Here is a 22,247-nt window from a genome sequence, read left to right as displayed (position 1 = left end):
GCGCCGGAGCGTTAAGTAAGTGCTGGTCCCGGTAGTTCCGGGCCGAGATGAGGTGGAACGGATGGGGACTCTGGCCGTCATCGGCGGCGGGGTGATCGGATTGTCGACGGCATGGCGTGCCGCCGAAGCCGGCTGGACCGTCACCCTGTATGACCCGCAGATCGGATCCGGTGCCTCCTGGGTGGCCGGTGGCATGCTGGCCCCTCTCTCGGAGGGCTGGCCCGGCGAGGACGCCGCCTTCGAGTTCGGCGCCGCCTCCCTGGCCCGCTGGCCCGAGTTCGGCGCCCGCCTGCAGGCCGTCACCGGCGCCGACGTCTTCACCGCCGGCGAAACCCTGACCGTCGCGCTGGACAGCGCCGACGCCGCCGACCTCCGCACCATCCACGACTGGGTGAACGCGCGCGACCTCCCCGCCTTCGGCATCCCGAGCCTGCCGCACACCGGCACGCGCGACGAGGCCGCGGACGGTGCGGCAGCTGCCGATTCGGCTCGGCACGGCTCGCTCGCCGACGCGGATTCCGAGGAAGCACGTCGAGCGGCCTGGCGGCTGCGGCTGCTGGATCGCGCCGGGGTACGCGAGTCCGAGCCCGGTCTCGGCCGCGGCGTGCGGACCGGCCTGCTGGCGGCTTCCGAACCGGCCGTTGACAATCGGCTGCTGGTGACAGCACTGCGGGCCGCCTGCGGCAAGGCCGGCGCCGAACTGCGCCCCGAGAAGGTGCGCAAGCTGGCCGACCTCAAGCAGGACAGGATCGTGCTGGCCACCGGCGCCGCCGTCGCGAAACTCTGGCCGGGCCTGCCGGTCCGCCCCGTGAAGGGCGAGATCCTGCGGTTGAAGCGCCGCGCCAGCGCTCCCGAGGCCCCGACCCGCGTGATTCGCGCTCGCGTGCACGGCCGCCCGGTCTATCTGGTGCCGCGTCCCGACGGAATCGTGCTCGGCGCAACGCAATACGAGGCCGGCCACGACACCTGCGTCACCGTCGCGGGCGTCCGCGATCTGATCACCGATGCCGAGGTCGTTTTCCCCGGTATCGGCGAATACGAACTGGCCGAGGTGAATGCGGGCTGTCGCCCGGGTTCCCCGGACAATCTGCCGCTGATCGGTCATCTCGACGAGCGCGTCATCGCCGCCACCGGCCACGGCCGCAACGGCGTCCTCGGTGTACCGCTGACCGCCGCCGCGGTCGTCGAACTGCTGGCGGGCGGCGAGCTGGCCGAGGCCCGCGCCGCGAATCCGCATCGTTTCGACATCCCTTCCAGCGCAGGGCAATCGACCGTGACCGGTGAGCACTGTGTGGTGGCCACCGTGGGCGGGACGGGTTCCGCGCCCGGTGCGGCCGAATCGCACCCGTCTCCCACCGGCCGGCAGGACGCGACTGCCGTGACCACGCCCGCGGGCGCGCAGGGCGCCGCGCTCGCGAGTGCGCAGGGCGCCGCCGGTGCGAGCAGTGCGGATACCGCCGGCGCGCGGCCGGGCACGGACACCCGGCAGGCACCCGCTGCCGCAACGCGGCAAACATCCACTGCCGCACCGTTTTCCACAGGAGGAGTGCGATGACCGTGATCCCGGTCGGCGTCACCGTCAATGGCGAGGACCATTCGTTCCCGGAGGCGCCCACGGTGCGCGAGCTGCTGGAGCGGCTGAGCCTGCCGTCGCAGGGTGTCGCGGTGGCGGTGGACGGTGCGGTGTTCCCGAAGTCCCTGTGGGACGAGCCGGTGCAGCGCGGCTGGTCGATCGAGGTCCTGACGGCGGTGCAGGGTGGCTAGCTCGGCGGATATCGAGCCCCTGGTCATCGCCGGGCGCAGTTTCGGCTCGCGGCTGATCATGGGCACCGGTGGCGCGGAGAGCCTGTCGGTGCTGGAGGAGGCCCTGGTGGCCTCGGGCACCGAGCTCACCACGGTCGCCATGCGCCGGGTGGACGCCGCGGGCGGTACCGGCGTGCTGGATCTGCTGAAGCGGCTGGAGATCGCCCCGCTGCCGAATACCGCGGGCTGCCGCACCGCCGCCGAGGCCGTGCTCACCGCGCGGCTGGCCCGGGAGGCGCTCGAAACCGATTGGGTGAAGCTGGAAGTCATCGCCGACGAGCGCACCCTGCTCCCGGATGCCATCGAATTGCTCAGCGCCGCCGAGCAATTGGTGGACGACGGTTTCACCGTACTGCCCTACACCACCGATGATCCGGTGCTGGCCCGCCGCCTCGAGGATGCCGGCTGTGTGGCCGTCATGCCGCTGGGTTCGCCGATCGGCACCGGTCTGGGCATCGGCAACCCGCACAATATCGAGATGATCGTCGCGGACGCGAATGTCCCGGTGATCCTCGACGCGGGTATCGGTACCGCGAGCGATGCCGCGCTGGCCATGGAACTCGGTTGTGCCGCGGTCCTGCTGGCGACCGCGGTGACCCGTGCCCAGCATCCCGCGCGCATGGCCACGGCCATGGCGAGTGCGGTGGAGGCGGGTTATCTGGCGCGGCGCGCCGGTCGGATTCCCAAGCGTTTCTGGGCGCAGGCGTCGTCGCCGGCGCTCTGACGCTCAGCTTTCTCCCCGCATACTGCGGGCGTTTCGTTCGAACTCCGCAGGTAAGCCGTTCGTAGTAGTGGTACGGGGGCCGACCGCGGGGTGCGGTCATCCTCCAGGACGATCGGACGCGCGACCTCTGATCGATAGTGCCGGACGCGTTATTCGGGAAGACTGGTCACCATGATCGAACTGAGGGGCCTGACCAAACACTACGGCCAGACCGTCGCGGTGTCGGATCTTTCGTTCACGGTCCGTCCGGGTCTGGTGACCGGCTTTCTCGGCCCGAACGGGGCGGGTAAGTCGACCACCATGCGGATGATCCTGGGGTTGGACGATCCGACCTCCGGCACCGCGCTGATCGACGGTAAGCCGTATCGGGAGCTGAAGCGTCCACTGGAGTCGGTGGGCGCGCTATTGGATGCCAAGTGGGTGCATCCGAACCGTTCGGCGCGTTCGCATCTGCGCTGGATGGCCGCATCGAACGATATTCCGATGTCGCGCGTCGACGAGGTGTTGCGCCTGGTCGGCCTCACCGAGGTGGCGGGCAAGAGCGCGGGCGGTTTCTCGCTCGGCATGTCGCAGCGGCTCGGCCTGGCGGGCGCCCTGCTGGGCGATCCGCAGGTGCTGTTGTTCGACGAGCCGGTGAACGGCCTGGATCCCGAGGGCATCCTGTGGATCCGCCGTTTCATGCAGCGGCTGGCGGCGGAGGGCCGCACGGTGCTGGTGTCCAGTCACCTGCTGTCCGAAATGGCGCAGACCGCAGAGCATCTCGTGGTGATCGGCCGCGGTCGCCTGATCGCGGATCTCACCACGAAGGATTTCATCGAGAAGGCGTCGGAACAGTCTGTGCGCGTGCGCAGTCCGCAGCTGGATCAGTTGCGCAGCCTGCTCACCTCGAACGGGATGACCGTGCGCGAGGACGGCGCGGACGCGGATGCCGCGGCCCTGGTCGTGGCCGGTGTCACCAGTGACGTGGTCGGAAAACTGGCCGGCGCCAACGACATCACGCTCTACGAGTTGTCGCCGCGGCGTGCCTCGCTGGAGGAGGCGTTCATGCGCATGACCGGTGGTGCGGTGCAGTACCACGGTGCAGGCTTCGAAGACGTTATGGGAGGTGCGCTCTGATGGGCGTGGTGGCAGCGGAACGGATCAAGCTCACCTCTACCAGGTCGCCGTGGTGGTGCTCGGCGATCGTGGTGGCGCTGGGGCTGGGCATGGCGGCGCTCATCGCGGGCGTGACGCGCTCCGCCAAAGACTCAGCAACCGTCCAGCAATTCGATGTCTCGACGGCCGTGGTCGGCGTCAGCGGCTTCGGCGTCATGGTCCTGATGATCATGGCCACCCTGTCGGTGACCAGCGAATACCGCTTCGGCATCATTCGCACCACCTTCCTGGCGACACCGCAGCGCTCCCGGGTCATCGCCGTCAAGGCGATCCTGCTCGGCGTCTACGCGGCGGTACTCACGGCAATTCTGTGCGTGCTCGCCTATCTGATCGCCCGTGCCGTCTACGGTTCGTCGCCGCAGCTGGCGCTGTCCACCTCCGAAGAGTGGCGGGCCCTGCTCGGTGTGCCCGTCTACGTGCTGCTGTGCGTGATCCTGGCCGTCGCGGTCGGGGTGCTGCTGCGGCAGTCGGCGGCGGCCATCTCGCTGCTGGTGCTGTGGCCGCTGGTGATCGAGACGCTGCTGAGCTCGTTCGGCAGTTTCGGACGGAATGTGGGCCCGCTGTTGCCTTTTGCGAACGGCCAACGATTCTTCTCTATGACGTCGTCGTCGGCGCACTGGCATTGGGGCCCGTGGGGGAGCCTGATCTACTTCGCAGTCTTCGTCGGCATCGTCTTCACGGCCGCGATCGTCGTGCTGAACAAGCGCGACGCCTAGACCCTGCCCGGGGAAGCTGCCGGCCACTGCCCGGCCGGCAGCGCACATCGGCCCGATACGGATTTCCGTATCGGGCCGATGTCGTGAGCGGGTTGTGGAAACGTCGTGTGAATAGTGTCGCTTCCGGGTAAAAGGGCCTGGCACACCTCGGGGGTGGTGGGTAGCATCGCCTCAGCAACCAAACACTCAAACAATCGCGCGGGCTCAATGATGTGGCCGCTCGCACCGATCGGGAGGTGTCAGGTGGCAATCATTCATCCATCCGAGGATCAAGGCCTGAGATACGCTCTGGGCGTGAGCGAACGACCCTCCGACGGCGGTGAGCGCGCGCCTCGCGAAGCACGCACTGACGGCTTGGGGAACGATCGCAACCGGTCGCAGGATGCGAACGGGGGGCGTCGCTTGGAACCGCGCAGCATCGACCCCGATGTGGTCATTCCCCTGGTCCCGACCGAACAGTCGCCGGACGAGCCGGAATCCGATCCGGGGCGCCGTCGCGGCGGCCGCATTCCCGGCCAGCTCTCGGCCCTGGTGAATGCCGCGAATCAGCGCGGAGATCTCATCGGTGTCATTCGCAAGGCCCGCGAAAACCTGCCCGGCGACCCGGCTTTCGGCGATCCGCTCTCCGTCTCCGGCCCCGGTGGCGCCCGTGCGGTGGCCCGCGCCGCGGACAAGCTGGTCGGCGATTCCCCCAGTGCCGCGCGGGAATTGGGATTGGGCGCCCTGCAGGTCTGGCAGGCCATGCTGGAACGGGTGGGCAAGGGCCGCGGCAATGCCGAGATCACCATCATGTTCACCGACCTGGTCGCGTTCTCCAGCTGGTCCCTCGCCGTCGGCGACGAGGTGACCCTGGACCTGCTGCGCCGGGTGGCCAAGGCCATCGAGCCCCCGATCGTGGATCGCGGCGGCCAGGTGGTCAAGCGCATGGGCGACGGCGTCATGGCCGTCTTCCCCTCCGCCGACCGGGCGGTTCGTGCCGCGGTGGCGGCCAAGGAGAACCTGAGCACCGTCACCATCGACGGTTACCGCCCGCAGATGCGCATGGGCCTCCATACGGGCAGCCCTCGCGAGATCGGCGGCGATTGGCTGGGTATCGACGTCAATGTCGCCGCACGCGTCATGGAGGCGGGCGGCAACGGCAACACCATGCTGTCTTCTTCGACCCTGGATGCCCTGAAGCCCGAGACCCTCGAGGAACTCGGCTTCGGTGTCCGCCCCTACCGTCGCAGCTTCTTCGCGGCCCCGCTGAGCGGCGTGCCGGAGGATCTCCGCATCTTCAGGCTCGAGGCCGAATAGTTATACGAGCCACAGAATCGCGCCCGCGATGGCCAGGACTCCGCAGACGCCGAGTCCGATGGCTGCCGGGCGTGTGGTTTTCCACATCGAGTAGGCGCCACCGAAGAGAAATCCAGCGAGGGCGAGCAGCAACACGGGGGCTAGGTCTTTCACGCGCCCAAGTATGCATGACACGCCATGGATCAATAACAAGCACGCGGGCTTGATTTTTTCTGGCCCTGATGTGACCCTGTTAGCGACTGCAGCGGCGCACAGGGAGGCCCAGTATGAGTCGGCTCGCCGAAGACCCGGAGCTCATCCGGATCGGCAACTGTTCGGGGTTCTATGGCGATCGGTTCAGCGCCATGCGCGAGATGCTCGAGGGCGGGCAGTTGGATGTGCTCACCGGCGACTATCTCGCCGAGCTCACCATGCTGATCCTGGGACGCGATCGTATGAAGGACGCGAATCTCGGCTACGCCAAGACCTTCGTGAAGCAGCTCGAGGACTGTATGGGGCCGGCCCTCGACAAGGGCGTCAAGATCGTCACCAATGCGGGCGGGCTGAATCCCGCCGGGCTGGCGCAACGAGTCGGCGAGGTGGCCGGAAAGCTCGGGCTCGCACCGAAGATCGCGTATGTGACGGGCGATGACCTGCTGGCGCGTGCCGCGGAGCTGGAGCTCGGGACGCCGCTCACCGCCAATGCCTATCTGGGCGCGTGGGGCATCGTCGAGGCGTTGAACTCGGGTGCGGACATCGTGGTGACCGGGCGGGTCACCGACGCCTCGGTGGTGGTGGGCCCGGCGGCCGCGCATTTCGGCTGGGGCCGAACCGATTACGACGCCCTCGCGGGCGCGGTGGTGGCGGGTCACATCATCGAATGCAGTACCCAGGCCACCGGCGGTAACTTCGCGTTCTTCACCGAGCTCGGCGATATCGGCCGGCCGGGATTCCCGCTCGCCGAGGTGCGGCGCGACGGCAGCAGCGTCATCACCAAGCACGCCGGCACCGGCGGCGCGGTCACCGTGGACACGGTCGAGGCGCAGCTCATGTACGAGATCCAGACCCCGCGCTACGCCGGCCCGGACGTGACCACCCGGCTGGACAGCATTCACCTCACCCAGGAGGGCCCGGATCGGGTGCTGGTGAGCGGGGTGACCGGTGAGGCGCCGCCGCCGCGAACCAAGGTGTCGCTCAATACCATCGGCGGCTTCCGCAACGAGATGGCATTCATCCTCACGGGTCTGGATATCGACGCGAAGGCGGAGCTCGCCAAGCGGCAACTGGAATCGTGGCTGCCGGTGCGTCCCGCCGAGCTGGAATGGACCCTGGCCCGGCTGGACCGGCCGGATGCCGACACCGAGGAGCAGGCCAGCGCGCTGCTGCGCTGCGTGGTGCGCGATCCGGATCCGAACAAGGTGGGCCGCGGATTCTCCAGTGTCGCGGTCGAATTGGCGCTCGCCAGCTACCCGGGCTTCTCACTGACCGCGCCACCCGGCAACGGCGGACCCTACGGTGTGTACAAGCCGGGCTATGTGGATGCGAAGGAGATCCCGCACACCACCGTCCTGGCCGACGGCAGCGAGGTCGCCATCGCGCCCGCCGCCGAAACCCTGGAACTCGCGGATGTCCCGGAACCGGAACTGCCGCAACCGCTTCCGGCGGGCGAGACGCGGCGGGTCGCGCTGGGCACCATCGCGCTGGCCCGCTCCGGCGACAAGGGCGGCAATGCCAATATCGGCGTGTGGGTGCGCACCGGCGAGCAGTTCGCGTGGCTGGTGCACGCGCTGACCGTCGACGAGCTGCGCCTGCTGCTGCCCGAGACCGCGAAACTGCCTGTCGTCCGGCATGTGCTGCCGAACCTGCGGGCCGTGAACTTCATCGTCGAGGGCCTGCTGGGTGAGGGCGTGGCCTATCAGGCGCGTTTCGATCCGCAGGCCAAGGGGCTCGGGGAATGGCTCCGCGCCCGGCACATCGATATCCCCGTGGAGCTCCTGGCATGAGCGGTCAGGGCCCGGAGGCGGGAGCCTGCGTAACCACGCAGGGCCCCCGATCATGCCGAATGGAGACAGCATGAGCTATGTGAACCCTTGGGAGACACCGGAACGGCGTGAATTGCGCGCTACCGTGCGCGGTTTCGCCGAACGCGAGGTGCTCCCGAACCTGGACGACTGGGAGCGCGGCGGCGAGATCCCGCGCGACCTGCACAAGAAGGCGGGTGCGCTGGGACTGCTGGGCATCCAGTTCCCGGAGGCCGTGGGCGGTTCCGGCGGTGACGGCCTGGACGCCGCCATCGTGTGCGAGGAAATGCATTACGCGGGCTGCTCGGGCGGCCTGTTCGCCTCCCTGTTCACCTGCGGTATCGCGGTGCCGCACATCATCGCCTCCGGTAATCAGGAGCACATCGACCGCTGGGTGAAGCCGACCCTGGCGGGCGAGAAGATCGGCTCCCTCGCCATCACCGAGCCCGGTGGCGGCTCGGATGTCGGGCACCTGCGTACCACCGCGGTGCGCCAGGGCGACGAGTACGTGGTGAACGGTTCGAAGACCTTCATCACCTCCGGTGTGCGCGCCGATTTCGTGGTGACGGCCGTGCGCACGGGCGGTCCCGGCGCCGCGGGTGTGTCGCTGCTGGTGGTGGAGAAGGGCACGCCCGGCTTCACGGTCAGCCGCAAGCTGGAGAAGATGGGCTGGCTGGCCTCCGATACCGCCGAACTGTCGTATGTGGGTGTGCGCGTGCCGGTGTCGAACCTGGTGGGTGTGGAGAATTCCGGATTCGCGCAGATCGCACAGGCTTTCGTGAGCGAACGCGTCGGCCTGGCCGCGCAGTCCTACGGGCACGCGCAGCGCTGCCTGGACCTGACACTGCGGTGGTGTCGGGATCGCGAGACCTTCGGCCGCCCGCTGATCAGCCGCCAGTCCGTGCAGAACACGCTGTCGGAGATGGCGCGGCGCATCGATGTGGCGCGCGTGTACACGCATCATGTGGTGGAGCGGGCCGCGCAGGGCGATACCGATCTGATCGCCGAGGTGTGTTTCGCCAAGAACACCGCGGTGGAGACCGCGGAATGGGTTGCGCACCAGGCAGTGCAGTTGTTCGGCGGCCTCGGTTACATGCGTGAGTCCGAGGTGGAGCGGCACTATCGGGATGTCCGCATCCTGGGTATCGGCGGCGGCACCAACGAGATTCTGACCAGCCTCGCGGCCAAGCGATTGGGGTTCCAGAAATGACAGCATCGCGTAGCGATTCGGTGAGGGGCGGCGGTCGGGTGGCGGGTGGGAGCACACTGCGCAGTTCCGTAGATCCGAAATCGGCGGATTACCAGGCCAATGCCGAGGCCATGACGGCGAAGCTGACCGAGGTCGAGGCGGAGTACGCCAAGAACATCGCGGGCGGCGGCCCGGACAAGATGGCCCGGCATCGCAAGCGCGGCAAGCTGACCGCGCGCGAGCGCATCGAACTGCTCATCGACGAGGATTCGCCGTTCCTGGAGCTGGCCCCGCTCGCGGCCTGGGGCAGCGACTTCCACGTGGGCGCGAGCGTGATCGCCGGTATCGGCATCGTCGAGGGCGTCGAATGCATGATCGTGGCGCCGGATCCGACCGTGCGCGGCGGCACCTCGAACCCGTGGACGCTGCGCAAGAACCTGCGCATGAACGATATCGCGCTGGAGAACCGGCTCCCGGTCATCGGCCTGGTGGAGTCGGGCGGCGCGGATCTGCCGACACAGAAGGAAGTCTTCGTGCCGGGCGGGCGCATGTTCCGGGATCTGACCCGGTTGTCGGCCGCCGGAATCCCCACCATCGCACTGGTTTTCGGCAATTCGACGGCGGGTGGCGCGTACATCCCCGGCATGTCGGATTACACGGTCATGATCAAGGAACGCTCCAAGGTGTTCCTGGGCGGTCCGCCGCTGGTGAAGATGGCCACCGGTGAGGAGTCGGACGACGAATCGCTGGGCGGCGCCGAAATGCACGCCCGCGTCTCGGGTCTGGCCGATTACCTGGCCGTGGACGAGCCGGATGCGATCCGCTTGGGCCGTTCCATCGTCAAGCGCCTGAACTGGAAGAAGCAGGGCCCGGCCGCGCGTCCGGTCACCGAGGTGATCGCGCCGCTCTACGACCAGGACGAGCTGCTCGGCATCGTGCCGACCGACCTCAAGATCCCGTTCGACCCGCGCGAGGTCATCGCCCGCGTGGTGGACGGCTCCGATTTCGACGAGTTCAAGCCGCTCTACGGTTCCAGCCTGGTCACCGGCTGGGCGGAGCTGCACGGTTATCCGATCGGCATTCTCGCCAATGCGCGCGGCGTGCTGTTCTCGGAGGAGGCGCAGAAGGCGGCGCAGTTCATCCAGCTGGCCAACCAGTCGGATACGCCACTCTTGTTCCTGCACAACACCACCGGCTACATGGTCGGCAAGGAGTACGAGCAGAAGGGCATCATCAAGCACGGCGCGATGATGATCAATGCCGTCTCCAACTCGAAGGTGCCGCACATCTCGGTGCTCATGGGCGCCTCCTACGGTGCGGGCCATTACGGCATGTGCGGTCGCGCCTACGATCCGCGGTTCGTCTTCGCCTGGCCCAGTGCGAAATCCGCCGTCATGGGTGGGGCGCAGCTGGCGGGCGTCATCTCCATCGTGGGGCGCGCGGCGGCCGAGGCGAAGGGCCAGCCCTTCAACGAGGAGGCCGATGCCGGGATGCGCGCCATGATCGAGGCGCAGATCGAGGCCGAATCGCTGCCCATGTTCATGTCGGGCCGCCTGTACGACGACGGCGTCATCGATCCCCGCGACACCCGCACGGTATTGGGAATGGCCTTGTCCGCCATCCACAATTCCCCGATCAAGGGCGCCGAGGGCTTCGGCGTCTTCCGGATGTGAGGCCGAGAAATGACAGCATCACAAAGTGAATCCGTGAGGGGCGGCGGTCGGGTGACGGGTGGGCTCACGAACGTTCTCGTCGCCAACCGTGGGGAGATCGCGCGCCGCGTGTTCGCCACCTGCCGGCGCATGGGAATCGCTACTACCGCTGTGTATTCCGATGCGGATGCTGCGGCGCCGCATGTGGCCGAAGCCGATGCGGCTATCCGACTGCCCGGCAATACTCCCGGCGAGACCTACCTGCGCAGTGACCTGATCGTCGAGGCCGCGCTCGCCGCGGGCGCCGACGCGATCCACCCGGGTTACGGATTCCTCTCCGAGAACGCGGAATTCGCGAAGGCCGTGCTGGAAGCGGGCCTGATCTGGATCGGCCCTCCGGTCGCCGCCATAGAGCAGATGGGCTCGAAGGTCGAGTCCAAGAAGATGATGGACGCCGCCGGCGTCCCGGTGCTGAAGCAGCTGGATCCGGCCGAGGTCACCCAGGACATGCTCCCGGTGCTGATCAAGGCGTCGGCGGGCGGCGGCGGTCGCGGTATGCGCGTGGTGCGCGACCTGTCGGAGCTGAACGATCAGATCGAAGCCGCGCAGCGCGAGGCGGCGTCGGCCTTCGGCGATCCGACCGTGTTCTGCGAGCGCTACCTGGAGACCGGTCGCCATATCGAGGTGCAGGTCATGGCCGATACGCACGGCACGGTGTGGGCGGTCGGCGAGCGTGAGTGCTCGATTCAGCGCCGGCACCAGAAGGTCGTCGAGGAGGCCCCGTCCCCGCTGGTCGAGAAGATCGACGGGATGCGGGCGCGGCTCTTCGAGGCGGCCCGGCTGGCCTCGGAGGCCATCGGCTACGAGGGTGCGGGGACTGTCGAATTCCTCGCGGACGAGAAGGGTGACTTCTTCTTCCTGGAGATGAACACCCGTCTGCAGGTGGAGCATCCGGTCACCGAGCAGACCACCGGTCTCGACCTCGTGCGGGTGCAGTTGCAGGTGGCGTCCGGCCGTCCGCTGCCCGCGCAGCAGCCCGGCCTGCACGGTCACTCCATCGAGGTGCGGCTCTACGCCGAGGACCCCGCGCACGACTGGCAGCCGCAGTCCGGCCCGGTCCACAAGCTCGACATCCCCGGCACCCGAGGCGAATTCACCGTGCTGACCGAGCCGGGTGTGCGCCTGGACACCGGCGTGGTGGACGGTTCCGTGGTGGGCGTGCACTACGACCCCATGCTGTCGAAGGTCATCTCCTTCGCCGAGACCCGCGACGAGGCCGCGCACCTGCTGGCCTCGGCCCTGCAGCGGGCCAAGATCCACGGCCTGGTGACCAACCGCGACCTGCTGGTCCGGGTGCTGCGGCATCCGGCCTTCCTGGCCGGTGACACCGATACCGCGTTCTTCGCCACGCACGGCCTCGACAAGCTGTCCGCGCCACTGGTTTCCGAGCAGGACGAGAAGCTGTCCATCGTGGCGGCCGCCCTGTCGGATGCCGCGGCCAATCGCGCCGGCGCCCGCATCGGCGCGGGCCTGCCCAGCGGCTGGCGGAACCTGCCGTCGCAGCCGCAGTCCAAGTCGTACGAGAGTCGCGTCACCGGCAAACACGAAGTGCGCTACCGGATTACGCGCGCCGGACTGGACGTCGAAGGCTTCGACGGTCTCGTATTGGTTGATGCCACACCGGATTCCGTCGTGCTCCTGGTGCCGGGCGAGCGCGGCACCGTGCGCCGCACCTTCGAGATCGCCCGCTACGGCGACCTGGTCGCGGTCGATTCCCCGCTGGGCCCGGTCGCGTTGAAGCGCCTGCCGCGCTTCGAGGATCCCGCCGATCAGGTGGCCGAGGGCTCGCTGCTGGCGCCCATGCCGGGTGCGGTCATCCGGCTCGGCGCGCAGGTGGGCGACCGCCTGGAGAAGGGTCAGCCGATCCTGTGGCTGGAGGCCATGAAGATGGAGCACACCATCGCCGCGCCGGCCACCGGTGTGCTCGCCGAACTCAATGTCACCGCGGGACAGCAGGTCGATGTGGGCGCCGTCCTCGCCGTGGTCCATCCCGATGACACCGAAGGTCAGGAGTAAACCCAGTGAGCTTCATCGAAACCGACGAGCAGAAGGCGCTGCGGGCCGCGGTCGCCAAGCTGGCCGCCAAGTACAACTTCAAGGATTACGCGGGCCCGAAGGCGCGCCGCAATGAACCGTTCGACGAATTGTGGGACGAGGCGGGCAAACTCGGCTTCCTGGGCGTGAACCTGCCCGAGGAGTACGGCGGTGGCGGCGCGGGCATCTACGAGCTGGCCATCGTGATGGAGGAACTGGCGGCCCAGGGCTGCGGCCTGCTACTCATGGTGGTGTCCCCGGCCATCTGCGGCACCATCATCACCAAGTACGGCACTGAAGCACAGAAGCAGGAGTGGCTGACCAAGCTGGCCGACGGCTCCGCGAAGATGGTCTTCGGCATCACCGAACCGGATGCCGGCTCCAACTCGCACAAGATCACCACCACCGCCCGCCGCGACGGCGACGACTGGATCCTCAACGGCCGCAAGATCTTCATCTCCGGCGTGGACCAGGCCGAGGCGGTGCTCATCGTGGGCCGCACCGAGAACGCCAAGACCGGCAATCTGCAGCCCGCCCTGTTCATCGTGCCGACCGACGCCCCCGGCTTCGTGAAGACGAAGCAGGAGATGGACATCATCGAACCGGACAACCAGTTCACGCTGTTCCTCGACGATGTGCGGCTGCCGTCCACGGCACTGGTCGGGCAGGAGGACGCGGCCATCGCGCAGCTGTTCGCGGGCCTGAACCCGGAACGCATCATGGGCGCGTCCATGGCGGTCGGCATGGGCCGCTACGCCATCGACCGCGCGGTCACCTACGCCAAGGAGCGCACGGTGTGGAAGGGTGCGCCGATCGGCTCGCACCAGGGCATTTCGCATCCGCTCGCGCAGGTGAAGATCGAACTGGAACTGGCCAAGGTCATGATGCAGAAGGCCGCGTTCCTCTACGACTCCGGTGACGACTTCGGCGCCGCCGAATCCGCCAATATGGCGAAATACGCTGCGGCGGAAGCCAGTATCAAGGCCCTCGATCAGGCCATCCAGACGCACGGCGGGTCCGGCCTCACCGCCGATGTGGGCCTGGCGGGCATGCTGGCCGCCGCGCGCATCGGCCGCGTGGCCCCCGTGTCCCGTGAGATGGTGCTCAACTTCGTGGCGCAGCATTCGCTGGGGCTGCCGAGGTCCTACTGATGGCCGAAGCACACGACGGGCCGTTCGTCCGCTACGAGGTGGCGGACGGATTCGCCACGCTCACACTGGATTCCCCGCACAACCGGAACGCGCTGTCCTCGCGGCTGATCACCGAACTGCTCGAAGGCCTGGAACGGGCGACGGCCGATGAGTCGGTACGCGGCGTGGTGCTCACCCACACCGGCAATACCTTCTGCGCGGGCGCGGATCTCAAGGAGGCGGTGGACGCCGACCCGGCGGCCGCCGCGGATATCCGCACCGGCTGGATGCTCTCGGTACTGCGCAGCGTGCTGGAAATGCCGAAACCCGTGATCGCACAGGTGGACGGCAATGTGCGGGCGGGCGGCATGGGCATCCTCGCCGCCTGCGATATCGCGGTCGCCGGGCGGAGCAGCAGTTTCGGGCTCACCGAGGTACGGATCGGGCTGGCCCCGTTCATCATCTCGGTCACCTTGCTGCCGCGCATGTCCGCGCGGGCGGCGGCCCGCTACTTCTCGACCGGTGAGACCTTCGACGCCGCCGAGGCCGAACGCGTCGGGCTCATCACGGTGGCCGCCGACGATCCGGTGGCCGAGACCGCGCGCCTGTGCGCGGAACTGCGCAAAGGCGCCCCGCAGGGCCTGGCCGAGAGCAAGCGGCTGGTCAATGCCGAACTGCTCGCCACCTTCGACCGCTCGGCCGAGGAACTGGCCAAACGCTCGGCGAGCTTCTTCGGGACGCCGCAGGTGATCGAGGGCATGACGGCCTTCCTGCAGCGCCGGCCGCCCAGCTGGGCAGAATAGGACACCATGGCGACACCCCACGAACCCAAGCAGGACCGCAGCCGGGCTACCCGGCAGCGGCTGCTGGAGGCGACCATCGACTGCCTGGCCGAGATGGGCTGGGTTGCCGCCACGGTGGCCGTGGTCGCCGAACGCGCCGGGGTGTCGCGGGGTGCCGCACAGCATCACTTCCCGACCCGGGAAGACCTGATCACCGCCGCCCTCGACTACATGTTCGACACCCGCATGGCCCAGGCCAAAGCGGACGCGCTGACCATGGCCGAGGTCGCGGCGGGCGTCGCGCGGACCGAAGCGGTGGTGGCGAGCCTCGTGGAGTCCTACACCACCCAGCTGTTCAAGGCCGCCCTCCAGGTCTGGACGCACGCCGCCGCCGACCCCGCCCTCCGGGAACGCATCGTCCCCATGGAAGCGCGCTTCGGCCGCATCTCACACCGCATGGCGGTGGAAGCCCTCGGCGTCGACGACGCCGACCCGGTCACCCACCACCTGGTCCAGGCCACCCTCGACCTGGCCCGCGGCCTCGGCCTGGCCGACGTCCTCACCGACGACTCGTTGCGCCGCAAGGAAATCGTCCAGCAATGGGCCGCCACTCTGCACACCGCGTTGGCCGCACGCCGCTAGGTTGCGGCGGGGTTTCAGGGGCGGAAGCCCCGGCGCAGGGTGATGGAGCCGCGGGCCTACCCGGGAGTGGGGTCTACCAGCCGAAAACTTCGGCCATTTCTATGGATTCGTCGTCCCAGCGCTCCTCGATGACGGCGCGTTCGTGCTCGGGCAGTTCCGGTGACCAGCCGACCCTGCGCCAGAACGCTTCCCGGTGGTCTTCGTGAATGGGATGTGGATAGGACGTCACAATTCAGGTTAGGGCTGTGGATACGGCGCAGGGGCCCGCTTCCGATCGGAAGCGGGCCCCTGTTGTATTCGCTTGTTGCGTAGTTGATCTCGCTGCTACGGATTAGGCGAGGTCAGGTCGTACAGCGTGACTCCATCCACGGTGGTGGCCGTGAAATGGTCCTTGACCCACTGGGTGATCAAGCTGGCCTGGGTGGTGGTCTGCTTCTCACCGCCGAAGCCGCCACCCCCACCGCCGCCCTGCTGACCGGTGATGAAGTAGTGGATCTGGCCCTCCTGCACCTCTTCCTGGAACTGCGCCAGGGTCGGCGAGGGATCGGTGCCGTTGAACCCACCGACCGGCATGACCGGCAGCTGGGTCGCGAGCTGGAAGCCCGCCGCCGCATTGGAACTCACGGTGGCCGCCACCCAGTTGTATTCGTTGCCGTCGGCCTTCAGCAGTGCGGTGACCGCCGCGCTCGGATTGCTGGCGCTCATCACGCCGCCCGCCGCGCCGCCGCCGAATCCACCGGGAGCGCCCCCGCCGAATCCGCCCTTGCCACCGGCATTTCCGCCATTGTGATTACCGCCGGGCGCGCCATTGTGCCCACCGGGTCCGTTCGCGCGTCCCGGCATGCCGCCCGGTCCGCCCGGCCAGCCGCCGCGCACCATCGGCCCGGCCGAGGGCATGGCGCCCTGATGCGCGGTCACCAGGCCGTCGATGGCGTAGGCAGTCGGCCCGGCCAGTCCGATGGTGACCGCGAGCGCCGCGGCGACCAGTCCGGCCTTGCGCGGCAACCGGATCAGCAGTGCCAGCGTGGCGACGATGCCACCGGCCAGGATCACCCAGCGCAGCCACGGCACGAAGGATGCGCTGCGGGACAACAGGATCCACGCGGTCGCGGTGGTCGCGCCGAGGGTGAGCGCGGCGGCGATCCGCACCCATACCCGATCCCGGTGCTGCCACAACATGACCGACCCGCCGCCGATCAGCGCGGCCACGGCCGGTGCCAGCGCCACGGTGTAGTACGGGTGGAAGATGCCCTTCATGAAGCTGAAGGTGAGCCCGGTGCCGAGCAGCCAGGTCCCCCACAGCACGAGTCCGGAGCGTTGCGCATCCGTGCGAGGCAGCCTGCCGCGCAGGGCGAGTCCGGCCACCAGCAGGATCAGCGCCGCCGGGATGAGCCAGGCGATCTGACCGGCCTGCTCGGGCTGGAACAGTCGCGTGATGCCGGTCTGTCCCCAGCCGCGTCCGCCGCCGGTGCTGCCGGTCTCGTCGCCGTTGAGGCGGCCCAGCCCGTTGTAGCCGAAGGTCAGTCCGAGAATCGAATTGTCCTGGGAGCCACCGAAGTACGGCCGATCACTGGCCGGCCAGAATTCGGCGACGAGCAGCCACCACCCGGCGCCCGCCACCGCGGCCAGTCCGGCGCCGATCATCCGCCCGATGCGCCGGCCCAGTTTCGGCGGGCCCGCGATCAGGTAGGTGAGGGCGAGCGCGGGCATCACCAGGAACACCTGGAGCTGTTTGGTCAGGAAGCCGAGGCCGACGAACAAGCCGCTCAACAGGATCCAGCGCCAGCGTTCGTCGGTGAGGGATCGGGTGATGGCCCAGGCGGCGGCGACCATGAGGAACACCAGCATGGCGTCCGGATTGTTGAACCGGAACATCACGGCCGCAATGGGAGTCACGGCCAGTACCAGTCCGGCGAGCAGTCCGGCGCTCGGGCCGAATTGCCGGCGGACGGCCGCCCAGAGCAGGGCGACGGCGCCCACGCCGAGCAGCGCCTGCGGCAGCAGCATGCTCCAGCTGTGCAGTCCGAAGAGGCGGACCGAGATCTCCATGGGCCACAGGGAGAGTGGAGTCTTGTCGACGGTGATCGAGTTCGCCGCGTCCGAGGAGCCGAAGAACATTGCCTTCCAGGACACCGAACCGGCCTGCACGGCGGCCGCGTAGAAGGAATTCGCCCAGCCGTTGACGGACAGGTTCCAGATGTACGCGATCGCGGTGCCGGCCAGCAGCAGCGCCAGGGCGGGGTATTCCCAGCGGCGCCCGCGGGTGGCGGGCGGCTCGGCGGGTGGCGAAACAGGCCGAGCCGCAGCCAGTGTCGCTGTCATCGTCTACCTCCTGTTTCGGTTTCTCAGTGGACACAGCAGAGCGCGCCGTGTCAGATCGGCAGTCGCCGTATCTGACTCGGCGCGCTCCTACAGGTATTAAGGAGTACTTACCGGGCAGCTTCCTGCTGGGCGGTCTTGTTGACGGCGCCCGCCTTCCGGAACACCCAGCGCAGTCCGACGAATCGGGCCAGTGTGGCGATCAGGTTGGCGATCACCAGCACCAGCAGTTCCAGGTGCACGGCCGAGTTCGGGAACCAGTGGTGCAGCGTGAACAGCGAGCCACTGGTGACGAAGAGGCCGAAGCCGAAGATGAGCAGGCCCTGCAGCTGATGCGAGACCACATTGGACGAGCCGCGCACCCCGAAGGTGAAGGTGCGGTTGGCGGCGGTATTGCCGATCGCGGTGACCAGCAGCGCCACGAAGTTGGCGATCTGGGCGCCCATGACCGGCTGCAGCAGCACGTAGAGCAGTGCGTAGGCCAGGGTGGACAGCACGCCGACGATGCCGAACCGGACCAGCTGCCCGACCATGCCCAGCGGTACGCCCTCCATGAGCGGCTCCCGTCCGATGGCCGCCCGCAGCTCGTTGATGGGCAGCTTGCCGGTGGTCATGGCCCGGCCGACGCGCCAGACGCCGAGCAGATCCTTGCGGGCGGTGTCGACGATGTCGACGCTGCTGTCGGGATCGTCGATCCAGTCGACCGGCACCTCGTGGATGCGCAGTCCGATGCGTTCCGCGATCACCAGCAGTTCGGTGTCGAAGAACCATTCGCCGTCCTCGACGAGCGGGAGCACGACCTTGGCGACGTCGGTGCGCATGGCCTTGAAGCCGCACTGGGCGTCGGAGAACTTGGCCTGCAGCGAGGTGCGCAGGATCAGGTTGTAGCTGCGGGAGATGAACTCGCGCTTGGGTCCGCGCACGACTCGCGAGGAGGCGGCGAGGCGGGTGCCGATGGCGAGATCCGAGTGACCGGAGACGAGCGGGGCGACCAGCGGCAGCAGCGCATTGAGGTCGGTGGACAGGTCGACGTCCATGTAGGCGACGATCTGCGCGTCCGAGTGCTGCCACACCTCGCGGAGCGCCCGGCCGCGGCCCTTGCGGTCCAGGTGCACCACGCGCACACCGTCGAGCTGGTCCACCAGCTGGTTGGCCACCTCCATGGTGGTGTCGGTGGACGCGTTGTCGGCGATGGTGATCCGGGCAGCGAACGGGAAGCTGAGCGCCAGGAAGGCATGCAGGCGGCGCACGCACGGTCCCAGGTCGGCCTCTTCGTTGTAGACAGGGATGACCACGTCGACGACGGGCGCGGCCACTGCCTCTGCTTGTTCCGCCGCCCGGACGGCGGTCACTGTCTCGGTCATGAACACTAACTTCGACGATCACACTGAACTCGGCCTGCCATGCAGCTGGGAGGTTCCTGGGAGCATCGACTTCAGGTCTTGACCAGGGCGTTACGAACCGGAAATGCCCAGGTGCAGACGCCAGAGCGGCGAGACCGGCCCGTGTCCTGCGCCGAGGTCGTAAGAGGCCTCCAAGCAGCGGAAAGTCCACTCCTTGGCGAAGGCGACCGCATCGGGCACCGAATAGCCGTGCGCGAGGGCGCTGGCGATGGCCGCGGCGAGCGTGTCGCCGCCGCCGTGATCATTGCCCGTGGCAATGCGTTTCGCGGGTAGTTCGTGGAAGGTTTCGCCGTCGAACAGCAGGTCGGTGCTCTGTTCGGAGCTGCGCAGATGCCCGCCCTTGACGATGGCCCAGCGCGGTCCGAGCGCGTGCAGCGCCTCGGCGGCCTTGCGGGCGCTGCGGTCGTCGACGACGTCGAGGCCGGTGATGAGCCGGACCTCGTCGAGGTTGGGGGTGACGACGGTGGCGAGCGGAATCAGGGTGTGCCGCACCGCGTCCAGGGCCTCGGCGTGCAGCAGCGGGTCGCCGTGCATGGAGGCGGCGACGGGGTCCACCACGAGCGGGATCTCGCCGTCGCGGCCGATGCCGACCTCGCGGCAGACGCCGGCCACGGCCTCGATGATGGCAGTGGAGGCGAGCATGCCGGTCTTGGCCGCGCCGATGCCGATGTCGGACACCACGGTCCGCACCTGGCCGGCCACGATCTCCGGCGGGATCTCGTGAAAAGCGCTGACGCCCAAGGTGTTCTGCACCGTCACGGCGGCCACGGCCACGCACGCGTGCACGCCGCACAGCGCCATGGTGCGGGAGTCGGCCTGGATGCCGGCGCCGCCGCCGGAGTCGGTCCCGGCGATGGTGAGCGCGCGGACCGGGGTCTGACCGTTGGGGGTGAGCGGAAGCAGTTGCACGGAGTCGACCCTATGTCCCGGGGTGTGGCGGTGGACACCCCACCCGGCCCTGTAAATGAAAACCATTATCATTAGCTCGTGACTTCAGCCCAGACACCCGCACAGCTGCCCGTGACCGTGCTCTCCGGCTTCCTCGGGGCCGGTAAGACCACCCTGCTCAACCACATCCTCGCCAACCGCGACGGCCGCCGCGTAGCCGTGATCGTGAACGATATGAGCGAGGTGAACATCGACGCCGCCCTCGTCGCCGGCCAGGGCCACCTGGACCGCACCGAGGAGAAACTCGTCGAACTCACCAATGGCTGCATCTGCTGCACGCTGCGCGAGGACCTCATCGAATCGGTCGGGAAACTCGCCCGCGAGGGCCGCTTCGACCAACTGGTGATCGAATCCACCGGCATCTCCGAACCCATGCCCGTGGCCGCCACCTTCGAATGGGAATTCGAGGACGGTTTCACACTCGGCGATATCGCCCGATTGGACACCATGGTGACGGTCGTCGACGCCTCGACCTTCCTCACCGAAGTGGTGAAGGGGCAGGCGCTCGCGGAGCGGAATATGCAAGCGGGAGAAGGGGATGCGCGCACCATCGCCGATCTGCTGATCGATCAGGTGGAATTCGCCAATGTGCTGATTCTCAACAAGACCGATCTGGTGAGCGCGAATGCGGCGGGGACGGTGGAAGCGACGATCCGCCGCCTGAATCCGGCGGCGCGCATCATTCGCGCCGAACGCGGAAGCGTCGATCTCGCAGACGTTTTGGGGACCGGGCTCTACAACCCCGATCTGGCTGCCCAATTCGACGGCTGGGACGAAGAACTCGCGGGCGGGCACACCCCCGAAACCGAGGAATACGGCATCAGCAGCCTGACCTTCCGGGCCGACCGTCCTTTCCATCCCGAACGGCTGGAAAACGCACTGGCCCAATTGCATCGGCTGCTGCGCAGCAAGGGCTTCTTCTGGCTGGCCACCCGCCCGGACCTGGCCGCCATCTGGTCGCAGGCCGGTCCGAACCTGACCTTCGAGGCGGGCGCCTACTGGAGTGCGCTCGATATGCAACCCGGTCAGGAAATCGTGTTCATCGGCGTGAAACTGGATCGCCCGCATGTGCAGGATCTGCTGACCTCGGCGCTGCTCACCGACGCGGAATGGGAATCCGGGCCGCGTGCATGGCTGCGGCTCCCGGATCCCTTCCCGTCGTGGGGTGAAACCCACGAGCACGCCTGAATCGGTGAATTACCGGACCTGAGCGAAGAATTCGCGAATATCGGAGACCAATACCCGCGGCGCCTCGTGCGCGGCGTAATGCCCGGCCGCGTCATTGGGCCCGCCGATCGTCGAGCCGATGTCGTAGGAGTTCCAGCGCACGATGTTCTTGTGATCCCGTTCGGCGAATCGCCGGATGGACTGGAAATCGCCCTTGAACATGGCCAGTGCGGTGGGCGTGGTGGTGGGCTGCTGCTGCGGGGCGTGCGCGTCCTCGTAGTAGAAACGGATGCTCGACCCCGCGGTGCCGGTCAGCCAGTACACGGCCACATTACCGATGATGAAGTCCGGGTCCAGGCTCTCGCCGAAAAGCTGTGCGTTCCAGCCGAGCAGGCCGATCGGCGAATCGGTGAGGGCGTAGGCGAGGGTCTGCGGCTGCTGGCTCTGCAGGGTATTGAACGACATCTTGTTGTCCAGGAACCACTGCAGATGCTGCAGGCCCGCCATATCCTCGGCGGAGATCCCCTCGAACTCCGCGGGATCGCCGGAGGGGAACGAGAACAGCTGTGTCACATGGACTCCGATGACCTTCTCCGGTGCCAGCCGGCCGATCTCGGGCGAGATCATCGAGCCGGCGTCATTGCCGATCGTGCCGAAGCGCTGGTAGCCGAGCCGGTCCATGAGCTCCACCCAGGCGCGGGCGGTGCGGTCGCGGCCCCAGCCGGTGCTGCGGGTGGGCCCGGAGAAGCCGTAACCCGGCAGCGAGGGAATGACCAGGTGGAAGGCCGGATCCGTCGCGGATTCGGGAGCGGTGAGCAGCGGGATCACGTCGAGGTACTCGAGGATGCTGCCCGGCCAGCCGTGCGTGAGGACGACCGGCACGGCATCCGCCCGCTCGGATCGCACATGCAGGAAGTGGATGTCCTCGCCCTCGATCTCGGTGGTGAACTGCGGGTACGCGTTGATCTTCGATTCCAGTGCGCGCCAATCGAATTCCTCGGCCCAGTAGCGCGCCAACCGCTGCACCCGATCGCCGGGCACGCCGTAGGCGTCGCCCACGCCCGGCAGTTCGGCGGGCCACAGCGCCTTGCGCAACCGGTCGTTCAGGTCGTCGAGGCGGGCCTGCGGGATGTCGATGAGGAAGGGGCGGATGGCGGTGCTGCTCATGTCTGGCTCCTAGATTGGAACGGAATGTTTCGTTCTGTTTGAAGCGTATCGGAACGGATC

19 protein-coding genes and 1 pseudogene are annotated in these 22,247 nt (G+C 68.0%); 14 read left to right on the top strand and 6 right to left on the bottom strand.

Annotation, left to right across the window (positions count from 1 at the left end; genetic code table 11):
- Positions 1–61: 61 nt before the first annotated feature.
- The 6 genes and pseudogenes from ACH438_RS20070 to ACH438_RS20045 form a co-directional block, all read left to right on the top strand.
- A pseudogene (locus ACH438_RS20070) lies at positions 62–1,240 on the top strand (FAD-dependent oxidoreductase); the annotation flags it as partial.
- Between the two features lie 311 nt (positions 1,241–1,551).
- Positions 1,552–1,764, top strand: coding sequence for a sulfur carrier protein ThiS (gene thiS / locus ACH438_RS20065; protein ID WP_397007288.1), 213 nt, complete (start codon positions 1,552–1,554; stop codon positions 1,762–1,764).
- On the top strand, positions 1,757–2,527 hold the full coding sequence (locus tag ACH438_RS20060; protein WP_397007286.1) for a thiazole synthase: 771 nt from the start codon (positions 1,757–1,759) through the stop codon (positions 2,525–2,527). The genes thiS and ACH438_RS20060 overlap by 8 nt, the downstream gene beginning before the upstream one ends.
- A 171-nt stretch (positions 2,528–2,698) precedes the next feature.
- Entirely contained in the window at positions 2,699–3,643 is a 945-nt protein-coding gene (locus ACH438_RS20055) for an ABC transporter ATP-binding protein (protein ID WP_397007284.1), read from the top strand.
- Entirely contained in the window at positions 3,643–4,398 is a 756-nt protein-coding gene (locus ACH438_RS20050; protein ID WP_397007282.1) for an ABC transporter permease, read from the top strand. The genes ACH438_RS20055 and ACH438_RS20050 overlap by 1 nt, the downstream gene beginning before the upstream one ends.
- Before the next feature lie 528 nt (positions 4,399–4,926).
- A complete protein-coding gene (locus tag ACH438_RS20045; protein ID WP_397008180.1) occupies positions 4,927–5,694 on the top strand; it encodes an adenylate/guanylate cyclase domain-containing protein in 768 nt (255 codons plus the stop codon).
- On the opposite strand, the gene ACH438_RS20040 is transcribed toward ACH438_RS20045, so the two are convergent.
- Positions 5,695–5,847 carry a hypothetical protein gene (locus tag ACH438_RS20040; protein WP_397007280.1) on the bottom strand — a complete coding sequence of 51 codons (153 nt, stop codon included), beginning with the start codon at positions 5,845–5,847 and terminating at the stop codon, positions 5,695–5,697.
- 113 nt (positions 5,848–5,960) lie between these two features.
- Here ACH438_RS20040 and ACH438_RS20035 point away from each other — a divergent pair, with 113 nt between their 5' ends.
- The 7 genes from ACH438_RS20035 (at position 5,961) to ACH438_RS20005 (ending at position 15,183) form a co-directional block, all read left to right on the top strand.
- Positions 5,961–7,676 carry an acyclic terpene utilization AtuA family protein gene (locus tag ACH438_RS20035; protein ID WP_397007278.1) on the top strand — a complete coding sequence of 572 codons (1,716 nt, stop codon included), beginning with the start codon at positions 5,961–5,963 and terminating at the stop codon, positions 7,674–7,676.
- A 79-nt stretch (positions 7,677–7,755) separates the two neighbouring features.
- Positions 7,756–8,904 (top strand): acyl-CoA dehydrogenase family protein, encoded by a 1,149-nt coding sequence (locus ACH438_RS20030; RefSeq protein ID WP_397008178.1) that lies wholly within the window; start codon positions 7,756–7,758, stop codon positions 8,902–8,904.
- The gene (locus tag ACH438_RS20025; RefSeq protein ID WP_397007276.1) at positions 8,901–10,556 is read left to right on the top strand and encodes an acyl-CoA carboxylase subunit beta; all 1,656 of its coding nucleotides are present in this window, start codon (positions 8,901–8,903) and stop codon (positions 10,554–10,556) included. Before ACH438_RS20030 ends, ACH438_RS20025 begins: the two co-directional genes overlap by 4 nt.
- 33 nt (positions 10,557–10,589) lie before the next feature.
- Positions 10,590–12,611 (top strand): acetyl/propionyl/methylcrotonyl-CoA carboxylase subunit alpha, encoded by a 2,022-nt coding sequence (locus ACH438_RS20020; protein ID WP_397007274.1) that lies wholly within the window; start codon positions 10,590–10,592, stop codon positions 12,609–12,611.
- 5 nt (positions 12,612–12,616) lie between these two features.
- Positions 12,617–13,780 carry an acyl-CoA dehydrogenase family protein gene (locus tag ACH438_RS20015; protein ID WP_397007272.1) on the top strand — a complete coding sequence of 388 codons (1,164 nt, stop codon included), beginning with the start codon at positions 12,617–12,619 and terminating at the stop codon, positions 13,778–13,780.
- Positions 13,780–14,562, top strand: coding sequence for an enoyl-CoA hydratase family protein (locus ACH438_RS20010; RefSeq protein WP_397007270.1), 783 nt, complete (start codon positions 13,780–13,782; stop codon positions 14,560–14,562). Before ACH438_RS20015 ends, ACH438_RS20010 begins: the two co-directional genes overlap by 1 nt.
- Positions 14,563–14,568: 6 nt before the next feature.
- Positions 14,569–15,183 carry a TetR/AcrR family transcriptional regulator gene (locus tag ACH438_RS20005; RefSeq protein WP_397007268.1) on the top strand — a complete coding sequence of 205 codons (615 nt, stop codon included), beginning with the start codon at positions 14,569–14,571 and terminating at the stop codon, positions 15,181–15,183.
- A gap of 73 nt (positions 15,184–15,256) precedes the next feature.
- Here the strand turns inward: ACH438_RS20005 and ACH438_RS20000 are convergent, their stop codons facing one another.
- The 4 genes from ACH438_RS20000 to thiD all read right to left on the bottom strand — a co-directional run bounded on the left by ACH438_RS20000 (position 15,257) and on the right by thiD (position 19,814).
- Complete coding sequence (locus tag ACH438_RS20000; protein WP_397007266.1) at positions 15,257–15,412, bottom strand: hypothetical protein; 156 nt, start codon at positions 15,410–15,412, stop codon at positions 15,257–15,259.
- Positions 15,413–15,507: 95 nt separating this feature from the next.
- Complete coding sequence (locus ACH438_RS19995; RefSeq protein WP_397007264.1) at positions 15,508–17,505, bottom strand: glycosyltransferase family 39 protein; 1,998 nt, start codon at positions 17,503–17,505, stop codon at positions 15,508–15,510.
- Positions 17,506–17,612: 107 nt separating this feature from the next.
- The gene (locus ACH438_RS19990) at positions 17,613–18,866 is read right to left on the bottom strand and encodes a glycosyltransferase (protein WP_397007262.1); all 1,254 of its coding nucleotides are present in this window, start codon (positions 18,864–18,866) and stop codon (positions 17,613–17,615) included.
- Between the two features lie 90 nt (positions 18,867–18,956).
- Positions 18,957–19,814: a bifunctional hydroxymethylpyrimidine kinase/phosphomethylpyrimidine kinase gene (thiD, locus tag ACH438_RS19985; protein ID WP_397007260.1), complete on the bottom strand. Its 858-nt coding sequence runs from the start codon at positions 19,812–19,814 to the stop codon at positions 18,957–18,959.
- 78 nt (positions 19,815–19,892) lie between these two features.
- Between thiD and ACH438_RS19980 the strand changes: the two genes are divergently transcribed.
- Positions 19,893–21,041: a GTP-binding protein gene (locus ACH438_RS19980; protein ID WP_397007258.1), complete on the top strand. Its 1,149-nt coding sequence runs from the start codon at positions 19,893–19,895 to the stop codon at positions 21,039–21,041.
- A gap of 9 nt (positions 21,042–21,050) precedes the next feature.
- On the opposite strand, the gene ACH438_RS19975 is transcribed toward ACH438_RS19980, so the two are convergent.
- Complete coding sequence (locus tag ACH438_RS19975) at positions 21,051–22,187, bottom strand: epoxide hydrolase family protein (RefSeq protein WP_397007256.1); 1,137 nt, start codon at positions 22,185–22,187, stop codon at positions 21,051–21,053.
- Positions 22,188–22,247: the final 60 nt, after the last annotated feature.

This window comes from Nocardia sp. NPDC020380 (assembly GCF_044386975.1).
GTDB lineage: Bacteria > Actinomycetota > Actinomycetes > Mycobacteriales > Mycobacteriaceae > Nocardia.
The sequence above is the reverse complement of the archived record's forward strand: the minus strand, read 5'-3'. Positions and strand labels throughout refer to the sequence as shown.

Coding starts and splice junctions, on each gene's coding strand:
- thiS (WP_397007288.1), top strand. CDS start 1,552: ATGACCGTGATCCCGGTCGGCGTCACCGTCAATGGCGAGGACCATTCG.
- ACH438_RS20055 (WP_397007284.1), top strand. CDS start 2,699: ATGATCGAACTGAGGGGCCTGACCAAACACTACGGCCAGACCGTCGCG.
- ACH438_RS20050 (WP_397007282.1), top strand. CDS start 3,643: ATGGGCGTGGTGGCAGCGGAACGGATCAAGCTCACCTCTACCAGGTCG.
- ACH438_RS20035 (WP_397007278.1), top strand. CDS start 5,961: ATGAGTCGGCTCGCCGAAGACCCGGAGCTCATCCGGATCGGCAACTGT.
- ACH438_RS20025 (WP_397007276.1), top strand. CDS start 8,901: ATGACAGCATCGCGTAGCGATTCGGTGAGGGGCGGCGGTCGGGTGGCG.
- ACH438_RS20010 (WP_397007270.1), top strand. CDS start 13,780: ATGGCCGAAGCACACGACGGGCCGTTCGTCCGCTACGAGGTGGCGGAC.
- ACH438_RS20005 (WP_397007268.1), top strand. CDS start 14,569: ATGGCGACACCCCACGAACCCAAGCAGGACCGCAGCCGGGCTACCCGG.
- ACH438_RS19995 (WP_397007264.1), bottom strand. CDS start 17,505: ATGACAGCGACACTGGCTGCGGCTCGGCCTGTTTCGCCACCCGCCGAG.
- ACH438_RS19990 (WP_397007262.1), bottom strand. CDS start 18,866: ATGACCGAGACAGTGACCGCCGTCCGGGCGGCGGAACAAGCAGAGGCA.
- ACH438_RS19975 (WP_397007256.1), bottom strand. CDS start 22,187: ATGAGCAGCACCGCCATCCGCCCCTTCCTCATCGACATCCCGCAGGCC.